Source organism: Kitasatospora paranensis (assembly GCF_039544005.1).
Lineage (GTDB): Bacteria > Actinomycetota > Actinomycetes > Streptomycetales > Streptomycetaceae > Kitasatospora > Kitasatospora paranensis.
The window spans coordinates 3,392,902-3,412,305 of the sequence record NZ_BAABKV010000001.1 but is presented as its reverse complement, the minus strand read 5'-3'; the positions used below and the strand labels follow the sequence as shown (position 1 = coordinate 3,412,305).

The window sequence follows — 19,404 nt, the reverse complement described above, 5'->3', positions numbered from 1 at the left end:
GGTCCGACACGCCGTCCGACGGCTGGGCGGGCGTGCGGGAGGAGAACTGTGAACGACAAGGACCGCTTCGCCAGGCACCTCGTCATCGGCGTGGACGCGAAGGGCTACAGCAGCCACGACGCCGTCGGGCAGGACGAGTTGCAGCAGATCCTGCTGGGTCTGCTCGACCGCGCCGCCGCGGCCGTCGACCTCGACCGCAGCCGCTGGACCAGGCAGCCCCAGGGCGACTGCGAGTTCTCGCTCGTCCCGCCGGACCAGCCGGAACCGCGCATCGTCGACGACTTCGTCCGCGAGCTCGACGCCGCCCTCGACCGCCACAACCACAGCCGGCTCCCGGAGTTCCGGCTGCGGCTGCGGGTCGCCGCGCACTTCGGCGTGGCGTACCCGTCCGACACCGGCTTCGCCGGGCAGGCCGCCGTCGTCACCGCCCGGCTGCTGAACAGTGCCGAGCTGAAGGCGGCGCTGGCGGACACTCCCGAGGCCGACGTCGTGCTGATGCTCTCCGACCGGGTCTACACCGACGTGGTCGCCAACCGCCATGTGTCCACCAGGCCCTCCGAGTTCGGCCGGGTGGAGATGGCGCTGGCCGACTACACCGGGCCGGCCTGGATCAGGCGGCTGCGGCGCAGCGGCCCGCCCACCCGGCAGGCCGCCGGCCCCGCCGCCCCCGGCCTCCGGCCGTCCGCCGCGGAGGGCGGTCCCCACGCGCCCGCGATCCACCACTCCGACGTGCAGAACACCTTCCACGGCCCCGTCACGGCCGAGGTCATCGGGATCAACCTGGCAGGACGGGACGGCAGATGAGCACGCCGGACCAGCCGGACGGGTACCCGGGCGAGGAGGCGCCGGAGTCCGGCCGCGGGCCCGGGCAGGAGGCGGGCCCGACCGAGCAGGACGAGACCCAGCTCCTCCAGAACATCAACAACTTCTACGGCCAGGTGACCGTCGAGGGCACCGTCGGGATCTCCGCCGGTGCCCGGCCGGCCCGACGCAGCGGCAAGGTGGACGCTGCGGAGATCGCCCGGGCCGAACGCTGCTACCTGGCACCCGATGCCCAGTCCGCGGCGGCCGCCAGGCTGCGCGACTCGCACGTGGTCTTCCTGGTCGGGCCCGAGGGCAGCGGGCGCGCCGCCGGGTCGCTCATGCTCGCCCGGCAGTTCCGGCGGGACGGCTGCGCCGTCGTCCGGCTGCCGCCGACCCGCACGCTGGAGGAGCTCACCGGGACGACCTTCCGGCCCGGTGAGGTCTACCTGGTGCAGGACTGGACCCCGGCCGTGGGGGACGGTCCCTCGGCCGTCCGGTTCGACGCGGAACAGCTCTCCGGCCGGCTGCGCGGCGCCGGTGCCCACCTCGTGGTCACGGCCACCCGGGGCGGCGAGGCGACCCGCCACCTCTCGGCGTTCGCCGTGGCCTGGGCCCCGGTGGACGCCCGGCGCCTGCTGGCGCACTGCCTGGACCGGGTGGCCAGCCCGGTCCTTTCCCCGGCCGACCTCGCCAGGCTCACCGAGCGTGCCGTCCAACTGGCCCGGCCCGCCCGGGTCGTGGAGCTGGCGGCCGGGCTCGTCGACGGCGTGGACGCGGCGCTGGCCGCCGTGGCCGACACCGACGCGGCCCGGGTCGCGGAGTGGTTCGACCGCACCCTGCCGGTGCGGCGCACGCTCTCGGCCGCGGTCACGCTCGCCTTCTTCTCCGGCGTCGGGCTGCGCTGCTTCGAACAGCTCGCCGACGACCTGGACCGGCTGATGTCCGGGGCCGACCCGGCCGCGGCGACGCAGACCCCGGGGGTACGCCGTTCCCCCAGACCCGGGCGACGCTCGTCGCCGACTCGGGCCTCGGCGAGTTCCTCGCGGAGGCGGGCGCGGAGCGTCCGTTCGGCGCCGAGCAGCGGTTCGCCTTCCGGACGGGCCACCAGCAGGAGCTCTTCCTGGCGGAACTCTTCCGCCGCTACGGCTCCGACCTCTGGAACCCCGTCCGGCAGTGGCTCGCGGAGACCGTCCAGCGCCCGCTCGGCCCGGAGCACTTCGCCGCCGCCCGCGGGCTCGGTGCGCTGTGCCGTTCCTCCCCCGCCGAGGTCACCGGCGGCTACCTGGACGTGTGGGCGGCCGGCCGGACCAGCGAGCGGTTCACCGCCGTCGGCATCCTGTGGGCGATGGCCCAGGACGACCTGCTGGCGCCGCTGGCCCTGCGGACGGCGGTGGGCTGGGCACGCAACCGCGGGCAGCAGCGGGCGATGACCGCCGCCGTCGCCCTCGGCGGCGTGCTCGGCCAGCGCTACCTCTCCGAGGCGCTGCGCTGGCTCTGGGTCCTGGCGCTGCGCGGCGGGCGGATCCGGGCGGCCGCGCAGCGGGCGCTCGGGCACCTGCTGTCCGTCGAGGCGGACGCGGACTCCGGCTCCGGCGGCGTGCCGCGCTTCCTCGCCAGCAAGGTCCGGCCGCTCCTGCGGCCCGGGGCGGACATCGCGGAGCGGCGGCTCGCGCTGACCACCGTCGTCGCGATCCTCTCGACCACCGCGCCGGACTCCGACGACCCGGTGGTGGCGCGCCTCGTCCTGGACCGGCCCGGCGACGTGCCGGTCGTGGCCGAGCTCTGGGCCTCGGCCATCCGCAGCGGCCCGCACCGCGGCGACGCCGTCGCGGCGCTGCGGGCCACCCTGCGCTCGCTGGCCCGCAGCGAGGCGACATCCGCCGCCGCCCGCCTGGGTGCCGAGCTGCTGCCGCGGCTCCCGCCCGAGCTGCACGGCTTCGTCGCGCGGACGCTCGCCCACCCCAACCAGGAGCCGGGGACGTCCGGGCACGTGCTCCGGGCGTTCCTCGACAGCCGCACCGCCCGACCGGCCCGTCCCTCCCTCCGCTAGAACGAACCAGGAGACACCGCCTGATGGAACGCCCGTACCCCGTCATGGACGAAAGGCGACTCCCCGCTGTTCCGCGCAAGTTCTGGGGATCCGCCCGCCGTCCGCTCACCGACCTGCCGGCCGCCGGGCCCGGCACCGCCCTCGTCCTGCACGTCGGCGGCCGTTGCATCGCCGTCACCGAGGGGAACCGCCTCACCGGCGCCGAGGAGGCGCTGCTGGAGGCGACCTCGGTGAGTCTCGTGGACCTCCGGCCCAGGACGTTCGGCGTGGAGCTGAACGTGCCGTCGGCCGACCCCGCCGACACCTTCGACATCCACGTCGTGTTCCAGGCCAGGGTCGACCGTGCGGAGATCGCCGCGGAGTGCGGCGCCATCGACCTGGCCGCGGAGCTCCGCCGCTACGTCCGCCGCGACGGCAAGCTCCTGAAGATCGGCAGCGACTACCGGGTGCACGAGATCGCCGAGGTCAGGGAACTCGTCGAGGCCCGGGTCGAGGCGTACTGCGAGCTCCTGCCGTACGAGGGGGCCCCCGGCGTCTCGGTCGCCTTCCGGCTCGCCGAGGTCGGCACCCCGAACAAGCTGCGCGAGCACGCGGTGACCATCCGGGACGAGGTGTGGCAGCAGGAGCTCGCCAACCTGCGCAACCTGGGCGAGGACGTGAGCGTCGCCCGGCTCAAGGCCCTGGTGGAACAGGGTGCGCCCGCGCTCACCGCACTCGGCCTGGCCCGCGGCGAGTACGGCCTCGGCGACGCCGTCCGGGAGGCCAGGTCGGACGAGGACGCGGCCCGCCGCCACCTCATCGAGGTCCTGCGGATCATGGACGTCGACTTCGTGACCGTCGACACCCAGCGGATCGTCGACAGCCTCCTCCACCAGATCACCCGCTCGGCGGTGGACCCGGGGCACAGCCGGCCCCTGGCCCGCGGCACCGAGGCCTCGGCCCTCACCGGAGGGCGGCCGCGAAAGGAGAACGATGAGAATCCGCCGGACGAGAGCGACCTCTACGACTGACCGGGCCGACCGGCCCGCGGCAGCGCCGTTCGGCCCGTCGGGCGACGACGGCTTCGGCCGCCGGCTCAGGGTCCTGACCGGGGTGGAGGAGGAGCTCCTCGGCCGGGTCCGGACGGAACGCGCCCGCTACACCGCGCTCGCCGCCGTGATGGTCTGCACCGCGGCCATCGGCGGCTGCTCGATGTACTTCGCACTCGCCGAGATCCTCGGCGAGGCCGAATTCTGGTTCGTGCCCGCGGCCCTGGGCTGGGGGACGTTCGTCCTGTGCCTGGACCGCTGGCTGGTGTCCAGCTCCGGCGGCGCACGCTGGCGGACCCGCGCCTCGGTGCTCGGTCCGCGGCTGGTCGTGGCCTGCTTCTTCGGCTTCCTGATCGCCGAGCCCATCGTGCTGCGGGTCTTCGAGCCCTCGGTGCTGTCCTCGGTGCGCCACGAACGGCAGGAGACCATCGACACCCTCCGCAAGGGGCTGCTGGAGTGCAACCGCTCCCCGCTGGAGGCCGCGGCCTCCGGACCCGCGGCCATCGACTGCACCACGCTCCGGCTCGGGATGACCGGAGCGGTCGGCGCCGAGGCGGCCAAGCTGGACGGTCTTCGCAGCCAGGCCAAGGACCTGAAGGCACGGATCGACGGGGAGCAGGGCAAGCTGGACGGCCTGCGGGAGACGGTCAACAAGGAGTGCAACGGGACGAGCGGGACGGGACTCACCGGCCGGGCGGGGAACGGCCCGGCCTGCCAGTACGACCAGGAGGCGGTGCGCGACTTCACGGCGGCCAACCCGATCGAGCAGCAGATCCGGGATCTCGAGGATCTCAACCACCGGATCACCGATGCGTCGGACGGGCAGAGCGGCACCGAGGCCGACTTCCAGGCGGCCCGGGCCAAGAAGATCGACGAGCGTCTCGCCAAGGAGGACTCCCCGGACGGCCTGGTCGGCATCGGCGACCGGTTCGACGCGCTGTTCGCGCTGGCCTCGCGGAGCGGCTTCATAGGCGCCGCGAGCTGGCTCGTCCGGATCTTCTTCGTCCTCATCGACTGCATGCCCGTGCTCGTGAAGTTCTTCAGCGGCGCGACCGCGTACGACCGGCTCGTCGAGATCGAGATCGCGTCGGCCGAGAAGCTCTACACCGACGAGACCCGGGCGGACGAGGCCGCCGCGGAGGAGCGGCTCAAGACCGAACTGCACGAGATCAGGGCGCACGCCGAACGCCGGCGGATGGAGATCGACCTGGAGACCCGACGCCACGCCGACGACCAGCAGGCACGCCAGCAGCGGGCCGTCGACGACCTGTGGGAGCGCAAGCTCGGCCAGCGCAGGACGACCCCGTTCGGGTCGGACCGGCCCGCCCGGCCGGCCCGCCCGCAGGCGGCACCGGAGCCCGTCCCCGCGGCGCACGTCCCTGCGGCGCACGGTGCCGGCGGATCCGGCGCGGGCGTAGCCGGTGCGGGAGTGTCCCGCACCGGGCCGGCCGACGCCGAACCGTTCGACGGGGAGGCACTCGACCGGCTGTTCGCGGCCAAGCTCGCCGCGAAGCGGGCGGCGCGACCGGCACCCGCCGATGCCGCCACCGGGCCGGCGGCCGGGCCCGAGCCCCGGCCCGGCCGTGGCCCCGGCCCGGTGTCGCCGGTGCCGTGGTCGGCCCTGAAGCAGCTCTCCGACGACGCACCCCGGCACACCCGGGTGAACGGGCACCGGATCTGAGCGATCACCCCGCGAGGGCGGCACCGTCACCCGACGGTGCCGCCCTCGTCGTACCGGGGCCTAGGCCCGGGCGGCCGCCCGCTGAAGGGCGCTGGCCAGCAGGGCCAGGTCGGTCGGTCCGTTGCCGAGCTCCCGGACGGGGCGACGGGTCGGCGGGACACCGAGCTGCATCGGGTCGATCGCGACCACCGTCGGCCGAAGCGTCGAGGTGCGCGGGATCCGGCCGCTGACCCGGGCGGTCTGGAAGGCGGTGACGCCCCCGTCCGGGCGGCGCAGGTAGCCGCGGCCGGGGGTGTCCTCCGGCAGGGCCGCGGCGTCCGGCAGGTGGATCAGCTGGTCGGAGTCGGCGGGCTGGTCGGTGCGCAGCGCGATCCGCAGCTGGGCGGCCTCGTCGATCTCGGTGCCGGCGATCCGCTCGGGCACGCCGGTGGCGGCCACCAGGTGGACGCCGAGCCTGCCGCCGCGCCGGGCGATCGCGCCGAGGGCGCGGGCGAGCGGACGCCCGGCGGGCGAGGTCGGTGCGTACAGCGCGTCGAGGTCGTCCACCACCACGACCATCCGGGCGGGCGCCGGCTCGTGCGGCCTGGCGTCGGGGGAGGGCCGCTGGCCGACGACCCGTGCGGCCGCGGCGCCGGCCGCGTCGGCACCGGTGTCCGTGCGGCCGCCCGCGTTCACCAGGGCCGGCGCCTTGGCGAGGGCCCGGGCGGTGTGCCAGGCGGTGAAGTCGAGGCCGTCGAGCACGGCCTCGCGGTGGGCGAGCTCGTCCTCCAGCCACTCCGCGGTGAGCAGGGCGCGGCGGGGGTCGGCGGCGGCGTCCAGGTGTGCGACGACGTGCGGCAGCTCGCTGCAGGCGCGCAGGCCCGCGGCGCCGTCCGGGCCCGCCGGGGTGCGGGACTCGATGACGGTGACGGCGAGCCGCTCGGGCCGTTCGGCCACCGCGAGAGAGGCGATCAGGGTGCGCAGCAGCTCGGTCTTGCCGGCGCCGGGGGCGCCGCCGACCAGCAGGTGCGGACCGTCCTCGGCGGGCTCGTCGGAGCCGGCCAGGTCGAGGGTGCACAGGCCGTCGCGGGCGGTGCCGAGCAGGGCGGTGGCGCCTCCGGCGCCGTCCGGCAGGGCAGCCCAGCGGTCGGAGAGCTTGGCCGGTGTGACGGCCTCCAGCCGGAGCAGGTCGAGCAGGCGCAGGGCGTCCGGGAGCGGCCCGCGGGCGGCCGGGGCGGCCTCCCGCAGCGGGGCCAGGGCCCGGGCCAGGCGCTCCGCCCAGGCGGCGGTGACGGCGTCCAGGGCGACGTCCTCGATCCGCTCGCGGCCGCCGGCGCCGGGCAGGTCGACGGTGAGCAGCGTGGCGACCTCGCCGGTGACGGTGGCCCGGGCACCGAGGCCGTCGGGGAGGTCGTCGGCGTCCTCGGCGAGGCAGACCGCGTGCACGCCGACGGCGGGGCCCTGGCGGAGCAGCAGGGCGAGGGCCTGGCGGGCGGCCGGGGTGCCGGGGTCGCCGTCCACCAGGACGACGGTCGCCTCCGGGCCCGCCGAGGCGGCGGCCAGCTCGGCGAGCCGGGCCTCGGCCTGTTCGGCGCCGAACCCGACCAGCAGACGGCAGTCCTGGCCCTGCCCGGGGCGCAGGTGCGGCAGCCACATCGTCCAGCCCCAGTCGGCGGCCCGGCTCTCGTCGGCGGCGACCACGACCAGGGCGAGGCCGCTGGGCGTGTGCAGGGTGGCGAGCTGGGCGAGGACGGCGCGGCCCAGCCCGGTGAGGCGGGCGCGGGGCCCGGCGAGGCCGAGACTGCCGGCGGTCTGCAGGCCGACGGTGACCGGGACGGCCGGCAGCAGCGTGCCCGGTGCGGTGCCGGGGCCGCCGGGCCGGTCGGCGGTGCCGAGCCGCAGGGTCAGGGCGTCGGGGTGGGTCGGGGTGCGCTCCCACAGTCGGGGGCCGGGGCCGAGCGCGGTGAGCAGCAGGGCGGCCGGGTCGGGCCAGCGTTCGCGCCGGTCGGCGGCCTGCCGGGCGCGCGCGGCGGCGTGCTGCCGCTCGGCTCCGGGACGGCCGGTGTCGGGTGCCGGGGTGCGGCTGCGCCGCAGGGAGAGCAGGGCGCGGGCGCGCCCGCCGGTGCCGGGGGCGGGCTGCTCGGCCGGGGGTGCCAGGGGTGCGGCAGCGGCGGTGCGGGCGGTGGGTCGGGGGGCGAGCTGCAGGTGGCCGTCGCCGTCCGGGCGTGGCGCCCCGGAGTTCTCCCCGATTTCCGGCCGGGCGGGGCCGGCGGCCGGGCGGCCGATGCGCAGGGTGGACTCGCCGAGCCGGACGAGCTCGCCGTCGGCGAGCTCGGCGGCCTCGTCGCGCAGGAAGCGCCCGTCGAGCCGGGTGCCGTTGGTGGATCCCAGGTCGCGGACGGTGATGCGGTCGCCGTCGAGGTGCAGCGAGAGGTGGAGCCGGGAGACGTCGGGGTCGTCCAGCGGGACGTCGGCGTCGCTGGAGCGGCCGACCCGGATCTCGTCGCCGTGCAGGTGGTGCACGCCGCCCGCGTCGGGCCCGCCGACGACCCGCAGCTCGGCGGTGGCGGGCAGGTCGGCCGGGTCGGCGTCGGGGTCGCTCTCGCCGAGCGAGAGGACGGCGCCGTCGATCAGGGGCGGCCGCCCGAGGAGCGCCTGGTCGTCGAGGCGTTCGGGGCCCGCGTACAGGTGCACATGGGTCGTCGAGCGCGGGCCGCGCACGCCGACGGCGCCCGCGAGCGCCCCGGCGACCGCGCCGAGCGCGGTGCCGGCGGGGGCCGTGACCAGCACGTCCGTGGACGGTCCGGGGCCTGCCGGGCCGCTGCGCGGTCGGAGGACGGTCAGCCGGATCTGCATCTCGCCCAGGTCCCTTCTGCACGCGTGTGGTGGCTGCCATCCTGCCACCCTGGGCCGACAGTCCGGGCACGGTACCGGATTTGACGATCTTGCGATCATCCCAGGGGTCGGCCCGACGGCATGTCAGCCCTCCCGCCCCCTAGGGGATGCCCCCGAGACTTCCGCCCAGCGCGCCGGGCGCTCGCCTCGGCAAGCCGCCCGGGCACCGTTAGAGTTTGCGAAAACGTGGGTCTCGTCCGTCCGGTCCCGGGCGACGGGGCGGGCGACTAGGAGTCACAGGTGCGGCCGGTCGGCAGCAAGTATCTGATCGAGGAGAGCCTCGGGCGCGGGGCCACCGGTACGGTCTGGCGCGGCCGCGTCCGGGACGACGTCGCCGTGCCGGGGCTGGCTCCCGGCCAGGCGGTCGCGGTCAAGGTGCTGCGCGAGGAGCTCGCGGCCGATCCGGACGTGGTGATGCGCTTCCTGCGGGAGCGCTCCGTGCTGCTGCGGCTGACCCACCCCAACATCGTCAGGGTCCGCGACCTGGTCGTCGAGGGCGAGCTGCTGGCCCTGGTGATGGACCTCGTCGAGGGCCCCGACCTCTTCCGCTACCTGCGCTCCAACGGTCCGCTCAGCCCGATCGCCGGCGCCCTGCTGATGGCGCAGATCGCCGACGCGCTGGCGGTCAGCCACGCCGACGGCGTGGTGCACCGCGACCTCAAGCCGGCGAACGTGCTGCTGGCCACCACCGTCACCGCCGACGGCATCGAGCAGATGCACCCGATGCTCACCGACTTCGGCATCGCCCGGCTGGCGGATTCCCCGGGCATCACGCGCACCCACGAGTTCGTCGGCACGCCCGCCTACGTCGCCCCGGAGTCGGCCGAGGGCCGCCCGCAGACCGCGGCCGTCGACGTGTACGGTGCCGGCATCATGCTGTACGAGCTGGTCACCGGCCGTCCGCCGTTCCAGGGCGACGGGCCGCTGGCGGTGCTCCAGGCGCACCTCGCGCAGGAGCCCGAGCGGCCCCGTTCGATGCCGGAGCCGCTGTGGACGGTGATCGAGCGCTGCCTGCGCAAGAACCCGGCCGAGCGCCCCACCGCCACCTCGCTCGGACAGGCCCTGCGGGCCGTCGCCCTGGGGATCGGCGTGCACTCCTCGCCGGCCGCGGTGGAGGCCGCGCTGGCGGTGGGCGAGCTGCTGGTGCCGGACCCGGCGCTCGCGGCCGCGGCCGCGACCCCGACGGTGTCTGGGGTGTTCGCGGGCGCCGCGGACGCCACCCAGGTGCTGCCCTCGCGCGGCTTCGACCCGGCCGCCGCGACCCAGGTCATGGGCACCGCCCCGGCCGCGGCCGCCGCGCAGGCCGCCGAGGACCGCACCCGGGTGATGCCCCCGATGCCGCTCGGCGCGCCCGGGCAGGGCGCCGGTGCGCCCGGTGCGGAGTCGCCGCACCCGTGGCAGACCCAGCTGCGCGCGGCCCGCGACCGCAACCAGCAGACCGAGGTCGGCTACTACGACCCGGAGGAGCTCGGCCGCCCCCAGGTCGCCCCGCAGCCGTACCAGGGCGGCGGCCAGGGCCGGCCGGCCCAGCAGCCGCCGCAGCCCCCGCCGGGCGACCCGTACGGGGGCCGGCACCAGGGCAACGGGCGGCAGGGCGGCTACGACCGGCGCCCGCCGGTCGCCCCGCCGCCGTACCAGTCCCGGCAGGCGGCGCCGCAGGGCTACCCGCCGCCCGGGTACCAGCAGCCCCCCAGCAGCCGCAGCAGCCGTACCGGCAGGCCGCGCCCGCCCCGCAGTCCTACCCGCCGCCGCAGCCGCCGGCCCCGCAGCGCCGGGCCGAGCCGGCCCCGCAGCGGCGCACCGAGCCGCCCGCGCCGCAGCGGCGCGAGCCCGCCCCGGCCCCGACGCGGGAGCCGCGCGGCCGCAGCCGCAACCGGATGTACATCCCGGGCCTCGGCTGCCTCAAGGGCTGCCTGATGGTGCTGCTGATCCTGGCCATCGCGGCGGTCGCGCTGTGGAACTTCACCGACCTGCCGGTCTACTGGCACCACGTGCGGGACTGGTTCACCACGGTCAGCGACTGGGTGACCAACCTGACCGGGAACGGGAGCGGGAACGGGAAGGCGTGACCTGACGGTCCGGCAGATCGCTCTTTTGGCGCTTTGTCGACAATTCACAAATTTCCCGCAAAAGGGTGTCTCCGCCGAGCCCTTCGGCGTCCCCCGGAGGCCGTGCAGGCGCGTAGGTTGGTCGCTGAGCACCGACCTACCGAGCCCACGGAGCAGCATTGGCACGCAAGATCGGCAGCCGCTACACCGTCCACCAGGTGATCGGCCGGGGATCCGCCGGCACCGTGTGGCTGGGAGAGGGCCCGGACGGGCCGGTGGCCGTCAAGTTGCTCCGCGAGGACCTCGCCACCGACCAGGTGCTGGTCGGCCGGTTCGTCCAGGAGCGCTCCGCCCTCACCGGCCTCGACCACCCGCGGGTCGTCGGGGTCCACGACATGGTGGTCGACGGCGACGACCTGGCCCTGGTGATGGACCTCGTCCGGGGCACCGACCTGCGGACGCGGCTGGAGCGCGAGGGCGTGCTCAGCCCGCTGCACGCCACCTCGATCATCGCGGACGTCGCCGACGGCCTGGCCGCCGCGCACGCCGCCGGCATCGTGCACCGCGACGTCAAGCCGGAGAACGTGCTCCTCGACCTCGCCGCCCCGCCCGGCGTCGGCGGCTCCCCGCGCGCCAAGCTCACCGACTTCGGCATCGCGCGGCTGGTCGACGCCCCCGGCGCACCCGCGCGACCCGGATCATCGGCACCCCCGACTACCTCGCCCCCGAGATCATCGAGGGCCTGGAGCCGCGCGCCGCCGTGGACATCTACGCCCTCGCCACCGTGCTCTACGAGCTGCTGGTCGGCCACACCCCTTCGGCGGCGGCCACACCGGCGCCGTGCTCCGCCGGCATGTCACCGAGAACGTGCCACCGGTCGCGGGCATGCCGGACGGCCTGTGGCGGATCATCTCCGAGTGCCTGGCCAAGGCCCCCGCCTCCCGGCTGCGTGCCGCCGAGCTCGGCACCCGGCTGCGCGAGCAGCTGCCGGTCCTCGCCGGGCTGCCGCCGCTGGCCGTGCCCGCCCAGCGCGGGCCGGCCGACGAGGTGCCCAGCCCCGCCGAGGCGGTCTACGCCGAGACGGACACGGGCGGCGGCGCCCACCGCCGCCGGCGCGGGCCCGCGGTGCCGCTGGTGCCGGCCCCCTCGCCGGACTCCACCCGGGACACCCACACCAGCCTGCGCCGCCCCTCCGCCCAGGAGCTCGCCTCGTACGCCGCGGAGTCGCGCGCCCAGCGCTCGGCCACCGCGCCGGTCACCAGCCACCGGCGGCGCAAGCTGGTGCGCAGGCGCCGGATGGCGGCCGTGCTGATCGCGGTCGTCCTGCTGCTCGCGGGCGCGGCGGCCGCCTGGACGGCGTTCGCCGCCGAGGCGCCCGCCGGGGCCGCCCGCGCGCTTCCCGGGGCGGCCCCGGCCGTGACCGGCCCCCGGTGTAGCCGAACGGTCTCCGCGAACCATTACGCTTGAGGCGTGGCAGCCGTCGATCCTTCCGAAGAGCTCAAGAACCTCGATACGACCATGGGGTCGATCGAGGCCGTCCTCGACCTGGACAGGATCCGGGCCGACATCGAACGCCTCGAGGAGGAGGCGGCCGCGCCGGACCTCTGGAACGACGTGGTGAACGCGCAGAAGGTCACCAGCCGACTCTCCTTCCTCCAGGGCGAGCTGCGGAAGGTCTCCACCCTGCGCAGCCGGGTCGAGGACCTGTCGGTCCTCTTCGAGCTGGCCGAGGCCGAGAACGACGCCGACACCAGGGCCGAGGCCGAGAACGAGCTGACGTCGGTCAAGAAGGCCGTCCAGGAGCTCGAGGTCCGCACCCTCCTGTCCGGCGAGTTCGACGCCCGTGAGGCGCTGGTGAACATCCGCGCCGAGGCCGGCGGCATCGACGCCGCCGACTTCGCCGAGCAGCTGATGCGCATGTACCTGCGCTGGGCCGAGCGGCACGGGTACCCGACCGAGGTCTACGACACCTCGTACGCGGAGGAGGCCGGCATCAAGTCCGCGACCTTCACCGTCAAGGCGCCCTACGCCTACGGCACCCTCTCGGTCGAGCAGGGCACCCACCGCCTGGTGCGCATCTCGCCCTTCGACAACCAGGGCCGGCGCCAGACCTCGTTCGCGGGTGTCGAGGTCCTCCCGGTCGTCGAGCAGTCGGACCACGTGGACATCGACGAGGGCGAGCTGCGGGTGGACGTGTACCGCGCCTCCGGCCCGGGCGGCCAGGGCGTCAACACCACCGACTCCGCGGTCCGCATCACCCACCTGCCGACCGGCATCGTCGTCTCCTGCCAGAACGAGCGTTCGCAGATCCAGAACAAGGCCTCGGCGATGAACGTCCTCCAGGCCAAGCTGCTGGAGCGGCGCCGCCAGGAGGAGAAGGCCGCGATGGACGCCCTCAAGGACAGCGGCAGCTCCTGGGGCAACCAGATGCGCTCGTACGTGCTGCACCCCTACCAGATGGTCAAGGACCTGCGCACCGAGCACGAGGTCGGCAACCCGCAGGCCGTGCTGGACGGCGACATCGACGGCTTCATCGAGGCCGGCATCCGGTGGCGCAAGCAGCGCGAGGCCGCGAGCTGAGGTCCCGCCCCCGTCGGCCTCGATGAACGACGAGCACGGCATCGAGGCCGGCATCCGGTGGCGCAAGCAGCGCGAGGCCGCGAGCTGAGGTCCCGCCCCGACGCGGGCAGGACGTAGGAAGGGCCCCGGAGCTTCGGCTCCGGGGCCCTTCGGGCGTCTGGGGGGACGGTCAGGCCAGGGCCTGCCGGGCGATGAGTGCCACCGCGAACAGTGCCGCGATCAGCGCCAGTAGCGTGGCCGGGCTCAGCGCGGCGAACGGCCCCTGCTGCTCGCGCAGGCGGGCACGGTTGGCACGGCACACCGGGCACCGGCCGTCGCTCACGCGGCCGTTGCAGTTGGCGCACACCAGATGGTCGCAGGTCATGCGATCTCCTCCTTGCTGTCACTGCAAACGCACCGGACGGGCCGATGGTTCCGCTCGTCTCTCCACTGTGCCAGGTTCGGAGGCGCTCGGCGCCCGCAGCGCAGGGCTTCACCGGTACGACTGTGAGATAGATCGCATCTGCGGCCCGGTCGTTTTGGTGACAGATCGGATCAAAAGCTGCCGAAACCACGGTCAGTACCCGACCGGCCACTGCGGGTCGGCGTCGGCTTCGCGTATGGTCCCATGACCTGGAGCGGTGGGGGAGGATGCCGTTCCTACCGCCGCCGCCCGGCCAGGGGCAGTGGGCGGCTCCACCTAGGATGGCCTCCGTGATGCAGCCGTGATCAGATTCGACAACGTCTCCAAGACCTATCCCAAGCAGAACCGTCCTGCCCTGGACAACGTCTCGCTGGAGATCGAGAAGGGCGAGTTCGTCTTCCTGGTCGGGTCCTCCGGCTCGGGCAAGTCCACCTTCCTGCGGCTGTGCCTGCGGGAGGAGCGGCCGAGCGTGGGCGCCGTCCACGTGCTCGGCAAGGACCTCGGCAAGCTCTCCAACTGGAAGGTGCCGCACATGCGGCGCCAGTTGGGCACGGTCTTCCAGGACTTCCGCCTGCTGCCGAACAAGACCGTGGCGCAGAACGTGGCGTTCGCCCTGGAGGTCATCGGCAAGCCGAAGAGCGCCATCGCCAAGGTGGTGCCCGAGGTGCTCGACCTGGTCGGCCTCGGCGGCAAGGAGGACCGGATGCCCGGTGAGCTCTCCGGTGGTGAGCAGCAGCGCGTCGCGATCGCCCGGGCCTTCGTGAACCGTCCGATGCTGCTGATCGCGGACGAGCCGACCGGAAACCTCGACCCGCAGAACTCGGTCGGCATCATGAAGCTCCTCGACCGCATCAACCGCACCGGCACCACGGTGCTGATGGCCACCCACGACCAGGCCATCGTCGACCAGATGCGCAAGCGCGTGATCGAGCTCGACAAGGGGCTGCTGGTCCGCGACCAGGCCCGCGGTGTGTACGGCTACCAGAGCTAGCCGGCACCGTGCCCGCCGCACCGCCTGTCCGCCCCTGCCTGCATCGACCCCTGGATTGAGAGAAGCATGCGCGCCCAGTTCGTCCTGTCGGAGATCGGAGTCGGTCTCCGCCGCAACCTGACGATGACCATCGCCGTGATCGTCAGTGTCGCGCTCTCCCTCGCCCTCGCCGGTGGCAGCCTCCTGGTCCGCGACCAGGTCAACTCGATGAAGGGCTACTGGTACGACAAGGTCGAGGTCAGCATCTCCTTCTGCACCAAGTTCGACGCACCGGCCTCGGCCCAGTGCGCGTCGGGTGCCGCGACCCAGCAGCAGATCCAGGACGTCAAGGTCACCCTCGACAAGATGACCACGCTGGTCCAGAAGGCGACCCTGGAGACCTCCCAGGAGGCGTACAAGCACTGGAAGGAGTCGAACCCGGACAACCCGCTGCTCGCGGCGGTCGGTCCGGAGGCGATGCCCCAGTCCTGGCGGGTGAAGCTGAACGACCCGACCAAGTACGACGTGATCCAGAGCGCCTTCGCCGGCAAGCCGGGCGTGAAGTCCGTCGACGACCAGCGGCGGATCCTGGAGAACCTGTTCGGCCTGCTGAACGGCCTGCAGACGGCCGCGTTCGTGATCATGGTGCTGATGCTCTTCGTGGCACTGCTGCTGATCGTCAACACCGTCCGCGTCTCCGCCTTCAGCCGACGGCGCGAGACCGGGATCATGCGCCTGGTCGGCGCCTCCAACTTCTACGTGCAGATGCCGTTCATCGCGGAGGCGGCGGTCTCCGCGCTGCTCGGCGCCGTGATGGCCTCCGGCCTGCTGCTGCTCGGTCACTTCTTCGTCCAGCACTGGCTGGCCAAGCGGGTGCTGTTCATCCAGTTCATCGGCCTGTCGTCGGTGCTCACGGTGATCCCGCTGCTGGTGGTGGTCGGTATGGCGATGGCCGGCGTGGCGGCGTTCTTCACGCTCCGCAAGTACCTCAAGGTCTGACCTGGTCACGACCCCGCGGCCCCGGACGGCACTGCGCCGTCCGGGGCCGCGTCACGGGTGGGCGCCCGGTTCCGGCACCCGGCTGCGGCTTCGCCCCCTACACTCCGGTGCTATGCCGGGAAGTCCGCGACGGGTCCGTCAGGGAGCCACCCTCACCCTGGTCTTCGGCGCGGTCCTGCTGACCGGAGCCGCGACCGGGGCCTGGGGCGAGCCGCTCCCGGTGCCGCTGCCGCCCTCCATGGACACCGCCGCGCAGGTCGCGGCCGGCCGTGACGTCACCGGCGCCGACCTGACGCCGCAGCAGGCCGAGCAGCTGGTGGACGGCAGCGGCGACCGCTGGGCCGCCTACCTCAGCCCGCAGCAGTACACGCAGTTCCTGCACGGCGGCTACCTCGGCGTCGGCCTCTCCGTGGACCGCACCCGGGACGGCTCCACCGCCGTCACCGAGGTCAGCGCCGGAGGGCCGGCCGCACTCGCCGGGATCGCCGCGGGCGACCGGCTGGAGGCCGTGGACGGCACCCCGGCGGACCGGCTGCCGGTCACCGAGGTGGTGTCCCGGCTGCGCGGCGCCGCGGACCCGGCCCGGGCCGGCACGTCGGTCGCGCTCACCGTGAGCCGCGGCGGCGCGGCCGCCCGCCGGGTGGTGCTCCACCGGGCCCTGCTGTCCGCCCAGGAGGTCGCCGTGGACGACCCCGCGCCCGGCGTGGTCCGGATCGCCGTGCACGGCTTCACCAGCGGCGTGGCCGAGCGGGTCAGGGACGCCGCCAAGGGCGCCCGGGCGGTGGTGCTGGACCTGCGCGGCAACTCCGGCGGCCTGGTCGAGGAGGCGGTGGAGACCGCCTCGGTGTTCCTGGACGGCGGGCCGGTGGCCTCGTACGAGGCGCGCGGCAGCCGGCGGGACCTGACCGCGGCGCCCGGCGGGGACACCGCGACGCCGCTGGTGGTGCTGGTGGACGGCGGCACGATGAGCGCGGCCGAGTTGCTGGCCGGTGCGCTGCAGGACCGCTGCCGGGCCGTCCTGGTCGGCTCCCGGACGTTCGGCAAGGGCACCGTCCAGCAGCCCAGCCGGCTGGCCGACGGCGGCGTGCTGGAGCTCACCGTGGGCCGCTACTTCACCCCCGACGGCCGGTCGCCCGACGGCACCGGCCTGCTGCCCGACGTCGCGGCCGGCGATCCGTCCGCCGTCGACGCCCTCGCCCTGCGCGTGCTGGCGGGCCTGGGGATGCACCCGTAAAGGGGCTGCCGCAGCCCTGTCGGAGATGCGAGAATGTCCGGGCTATGGCAAAGGAAAAGGGCAACAAGCTCATCGCGCAGAACAAGAAGGCGCGGCACGAGTACACCATCCTCGACACCTACGAGTGCGGGCTGGTGCTGACCGGCACCGAGGTGAAGTCGCTGCGCGAAGGCCGGGCCAACCTGGTGGACGGCTACGCGTACATCCAGGGCCACGAGGCCTGGATCGACAACGTCTTCATCCCGGAGTACACCCAGGGCACCTGGACGAACCACTCCGCCAAACGCAAGCGGAAGCTCCTGCTGCACAAGGAGGAGATCCGCAAGCTGGAGTCGAAGTCGAAGGAGACCGGCCACACCCTGGTGCCGCTCTCGCTCTACTTCAAGGACGGCCGGGTCAAGCTGGAGCTGGCCCTCGCGGTCGGCAAGAAGCTGTACGACAAGCGGCAGACCCTGCGCGAGCAGCAGGACCGCCGCGAGTCGGACCGTGCCATCGCGGCGGCCCGCCGCAAGCAGCGCGCCGCCTCCTGATCGGGGCCGTGCGCCCCGCCGCCCGGTAATGCGCTGGACCCTCCCGGGCCCGAGCGCGTACCATGGCTCTCGCACCGCCGGTGGGTCCGCCCTCCGGAGCTGTTTGTCAAATCAACATGGGGATGATCGGTTTCGACAGTGGTAGTCGAAACAGGAGAAGCGAGCCGAGGAACGCGGCAATGATCTCGTTAACCATCTGTCGCAAAAAAATAATCGCCAATTCTAAGCGCGATATCCCGCAGTTCGCTCTCGCTGCCTGATCAGCGAGCGAATAGGGTGTCAGACCGGAGCGTTCCCGATCCGGAACCTGGCATAATCTAGGGAACTCAACCAACCGCCCCGGCTACGGGGGCGGGCGGAAAATCAAACAGTAGCTGGGCCCGTCGGCGGCTTGTCCGCGTGACTGCCGGGGCCGAGAAAAGCACAGCGGACTGCGCTCGGAGAAGTCCTGAATCCACTCCATTGGACCCGGGTTCGATTCCCGGCATCTCCACCACCCCATGTGTACGGCAGGCCGTCCTCCACCCGGAGGGCGGCCTTCGTGCGTCCCGGACTCCTCACATCGCCCGCTCCGGCCGGGTGAGAGGACGGTTCCCAGGGCTTCACAGAGCACACCGGAACCGGAAACCGCGGCCTCCTAACGTCGTTCACGACAGCACGGGCAGGGCAGGCACCGGCACGCAAGGGGAGACCGATGAGCGACACAGCCCAGCGCAGAACAGGCGGCCGCTGGATTCAGGAATGGCAGCCCGAGGACACCGCATTCTGGGAGCGCACCGGCCGACGGGTCGCCAACCGGAACCTGATCTTCTCCGTCCTCTCCGAGCACATCGGCTTCTCCATCTGGAGCCTCTGGTCGGTGATGGTCCTCTTCATGGGGAAGAACTACCACATCGACCCGGCCGGAAAGTTCTTCCTGGTGGCCATGCCCACCCTGGTCGGCTCCTTCGTCCGCATCCCCTACACCTTCGCCGTCGCCCGTTTCGGCGGCCGCAACTGGACGATCGTCTCGGCGCTGATGCTCCTGGTGCCGAGCCTGGCCGGCGCGTACGTGATGCACCCCGGCACCTCGTACAGCACCTTCATGGTGGTGGCCGGCCTCACCGGGTTCGGCGGCGGCAACTTCGCCTCCTCCATGACCAACATCAACGCCTTCTTCCCGCTGCGCCGCAAGGGCTGGGCGCTCGGACTGAACGCCGGCGGCGGCAACATCGGCGTCCCGGTGATCCAGTTGGTCGCGCTCGCCGTGATCACCTGGGCCGGCGCGGACCGGCCCCGCCTGGTGCTCGCCCTGTACATCCCGCTGATCGTCGTCGCCGCCGCCTGCGCCGCCCTGTTCATGGACAACCTGGCGCCGATGAGCAACGACACCGGCACCTTCGCCGCGATCGTCCGGGAGAAGCACACCTGGCTGATGTCGGTCCTCTACGTCGGCAGCTTCGGCTCCTTCATCGGCTTCTCCTTCGCCTTCGGCCTCGTTCTGCAGAACCAGTTCGGCCGCACCCCGCTGCAGGCCGCGCAGCTCACCTTCATCGGCCCGCTGCTCGGCTCCCTGATCCGGCCGGTCGGCGGCCTGCTGGCCGACCGCTTCGGCGGCTCGAAGATCACCTTCTGGAACTTCGTCACCATGGCCGCCGCCACCGGCGTCGTGGTGTACGCCTCCTCGATCAAGTCGCTGCCGGTCTTCCTGGTGGGCTTCATCGCCCTGTTCGTCTTCGCCGGCCTCGGCAACGGATCGACCTACAAGATGATCCCCGGCATCTTCGAGGCCAAGGCGCAGGACCGGATCGCCGCCGGCGAGAGCGCCGCCGACGCCGCCGCCTGGTCGCGGCGGATGTCCGGCGCCGCGATCGGCGTCATCGGCGCCGTCGGCGCCCTCGGCGGCCTGTTCATCAACCTCGCCTTCCGGGAGTCCTTCCTCACGGCCAAGACCGGCACCCCCGCCTTCGTCTCCTTCCTGGTGGGGTACGCGATCTGCTTCGTCCTCACCTGGGCGGTCTACCTGCGCCGCCCCGCGGCCGCCCGCGCCGCGGCCGAGGCCCCGGCGCTCGCCGGGGTCTGACCCACCGGGCCGGGGCCGGTCCGCACCCGCGGACCGGCCCCCACCTGCGAAACACAGCGGAAATCGGACCGACCCGGCGGTGTCACCACGGGACGGGACGATGGCCGTCCACCCACCCACCCCGTCGCCGTCCCGACCAGC

At 73.8% G+C, this 19,404-nt stretch carries 13 protein-coding genes, 1 other RNA gene and 2 pseudogenes; 14 read left to right on the top strand and 2 right to left on the bottom strand.

The genetic code is table 11. The features are described 5' to 3' along the window. Positions 1-48 precede the first annotated feature (48 nt). Genes ABEB13_RS16485 through ABEB13_RS16465 form a run of 5 tightly spaced genes read left to right on the top strand, consistent with a single transcriptional unit; the run spans position 49 to position 5,563 of the window. Positions 49-804, top strand: a complete 756-nt coding sequence (locus ABEB13_RS16485; RefSeq protein WP_345706116.1) for a hypothetical protein — start codon at positions 49-51, stop codon at positions 802-804. Then, the gene (locus tag ABEB13_RS16480) at positions 801-2,234 is read left to right on the top strand and encodes a hypothetical protein (RefSeq protein ID WP_345706115.1); all 1,434 of its coding nucleotides are present in this window, start codon (positions 801-803) and stop codon (positions 2,232-2,234) included. Before ABEB13_RS16485 ends, ABEB13_RS16480 begins: the two co-directional genes overlap by 4 nt. Continuing rightward, positions 2,150-2,854, top strand: coding sequence for a hypothetical protein (locus ABEB13_RS16475; RefSeq protein WP_345706114.1), 705 nt, complete (start codon positions 2,150-2,152; stop codon positions 2,852-2,854). Before ABEB13_RS16480 ends, ABEB13_RS16475 begins: the two co-directional genes overlap by 85 nt. Positions 2,855-2,877: 23 nt before the next feature. Further along, positions 2,878-3,864, top strand: a complete 987-nt coding sequence (locus ABEB13_RS16470; protein ID WP_345706113.1) for a hypothetical protein — start codon at positions 2,878-2,880, stop codon at positions 3,862-3,864. After that, positions 3,827-5,563: a DUF4407 domain-containing protein gene (locus ABEB13_RS16465; RefSeq protein ID WP_345706112.1), complete on the top strand. Its 1,737-nt coding sequence runs from the start codon at positions 3,827-3,829 to the stop codon at positions 5,561-5,563. The genes ABEB13_RS16470 and ABEB13_RS16465 overlap by 38 nt, the downstream gene beginning before the upstream one ends. A 60-nt stretch (positions 5,564-5,623) precedes the next feature. On the opposite strand, the gene ABEB13_RS16460 is transcribed toward ABEB13_RS16465, so the two are convergent. Continuing rightward, the gene (locus ABEB13_RS16460) at positions 5,624-8,398 is read right to left on the bottom strand and encodes an FHA domain-containing protein (RefSeq protein WP_345706111.1); all 2,775 of its coding nucleotides are present in this window, start codon (positions 8,396-8,398) and stop codon (positions 5,624-5,626) included. Positions 8,399-8,677: 279 nt separating this feature from the next. Between ABEB13_RS16460 and ABEB13_RS16455 the strand changes: the two are divergent. The 3 genes and pseudogenes from ABEB13_RS16455 (at position 8,678) to prfB (ending at position 13,065) form a co-directional block, all read left to right on the top strand. Further along, positions 8,678-10,506: pseudogene (locus ABEB13_RS16455) on the top strand (serine/threonine-protein kinase). A 158-nt stretch (positions 10,507-10,664) separates the two neighbouring features. Further along, positions 10,665-11,952 (top strand): annotated as a pseudogene (locus ABEB13_RS16450) (serine/threonine-protein kinase). Positions 11,953-11,955: 3 nt separating this feature from the next. Continuing rightward, on the top strand, positions 11,956-13,065 hold the full coding sequence (gene prfB / locus ABEB13_RS16445) for a peptide chain release factor 2 (RefSeq protein ID WP_345706110.1): 1,110 nt from the start codon (positions 11,956-11,958) through the stop codon (positions 13,063-13,065). A gap of 169 nt (positions 13,066-13,234) precedes the next feature. Here the strand turns inward: prfB and ABEB13_RS16440 are convergent, their stop codons facing one another. Beyond that, positions 13,235-13,429: a hypothetical protein gene (locus ABEB13_RS16440; protein ID WP_100889969.1), complete on the bottom strand. Its 195-nt coding sequence runs from the start codon at positions 13,427-13,429 to the stop codon at positions 13,235-13,237. Positions 13,430-13,769: 340 nt separating this feature from the next. Here ABEB13_RS16440 and ftsE point away from each other — a divergent pair, with 340 nt between their 5' ends. From ftsE to ABEB13_RS16410, 6 genes are all read left to right on the top strand, one after another. Next, positions 13,770-14,459, top strand: coding sequence for a cell division ATP-binding protein FtsE (gene ftsE / locus ABEB13_RS16435; RefSeq protein ID WP_100889970.1), 690 nt, complete (start codon positions 13,770-13,772; stop codon positions 14,457-14,459). 66 nt (positions 14,460-14,525) lie between these two features. Beyond that, complete coding sequence (gene ftsX / locus ABEB13_RS16430; protein WP_345706109.1) at positions 14,526-15,437, top strand: permease-like cell division protein FtsX; 912 nt, start codon at positions 14,526-14,528, stop codon at positions 15,435-15,437. Positions 15,438-15,549: 112 nt separating this feature from the next. Beyond that, positions 15,550-16,671 (top strand): S41 family peptidase, encoded by a 1,122-nt coding sequence (locus ABEB13_RS16425; protein ID WP_345706108.1) that lies wholly within the window; start codon positions 15,550-15,552, stop codon positions 16,669-16,671. A gap of 44 nt (positions 16,672-16,715) precedes the next feature. Beyond that, entirely contained in the window at positions 16,716-17,201 is a 486-nt protein-coding gene (gene smpB, locus ABEB13_RS16420) for an SsrA-binding protein SmpB (protein WP_345706107.1), read from the top strand. 118 nt (positions 17,202-17,319) lie between these two features. Next, positions 17,320-17,697: a transfer-messenger RNA gene (gene ssrA, locus ABEB13_RS16415) on the top strand. Between the two features lie 198 nt (positions 17,698-17,895). Continuing rightward, positions 17,896-19,263 carry a nitrate/nitrite transporter gene (locus ABEB13_RS16410; RefSeq protein WP_345706106.1) on the top strand — a complete coding sequence of 456 codons (1,368 nt, stop codon included), beginning with the start codon at positions 17,896-17,898 and terminating at the stop codon, positions 19,261-19,263. The last annotated feature ends 141 nt before the right edge of the window (positions 19,264-19,404 follow it).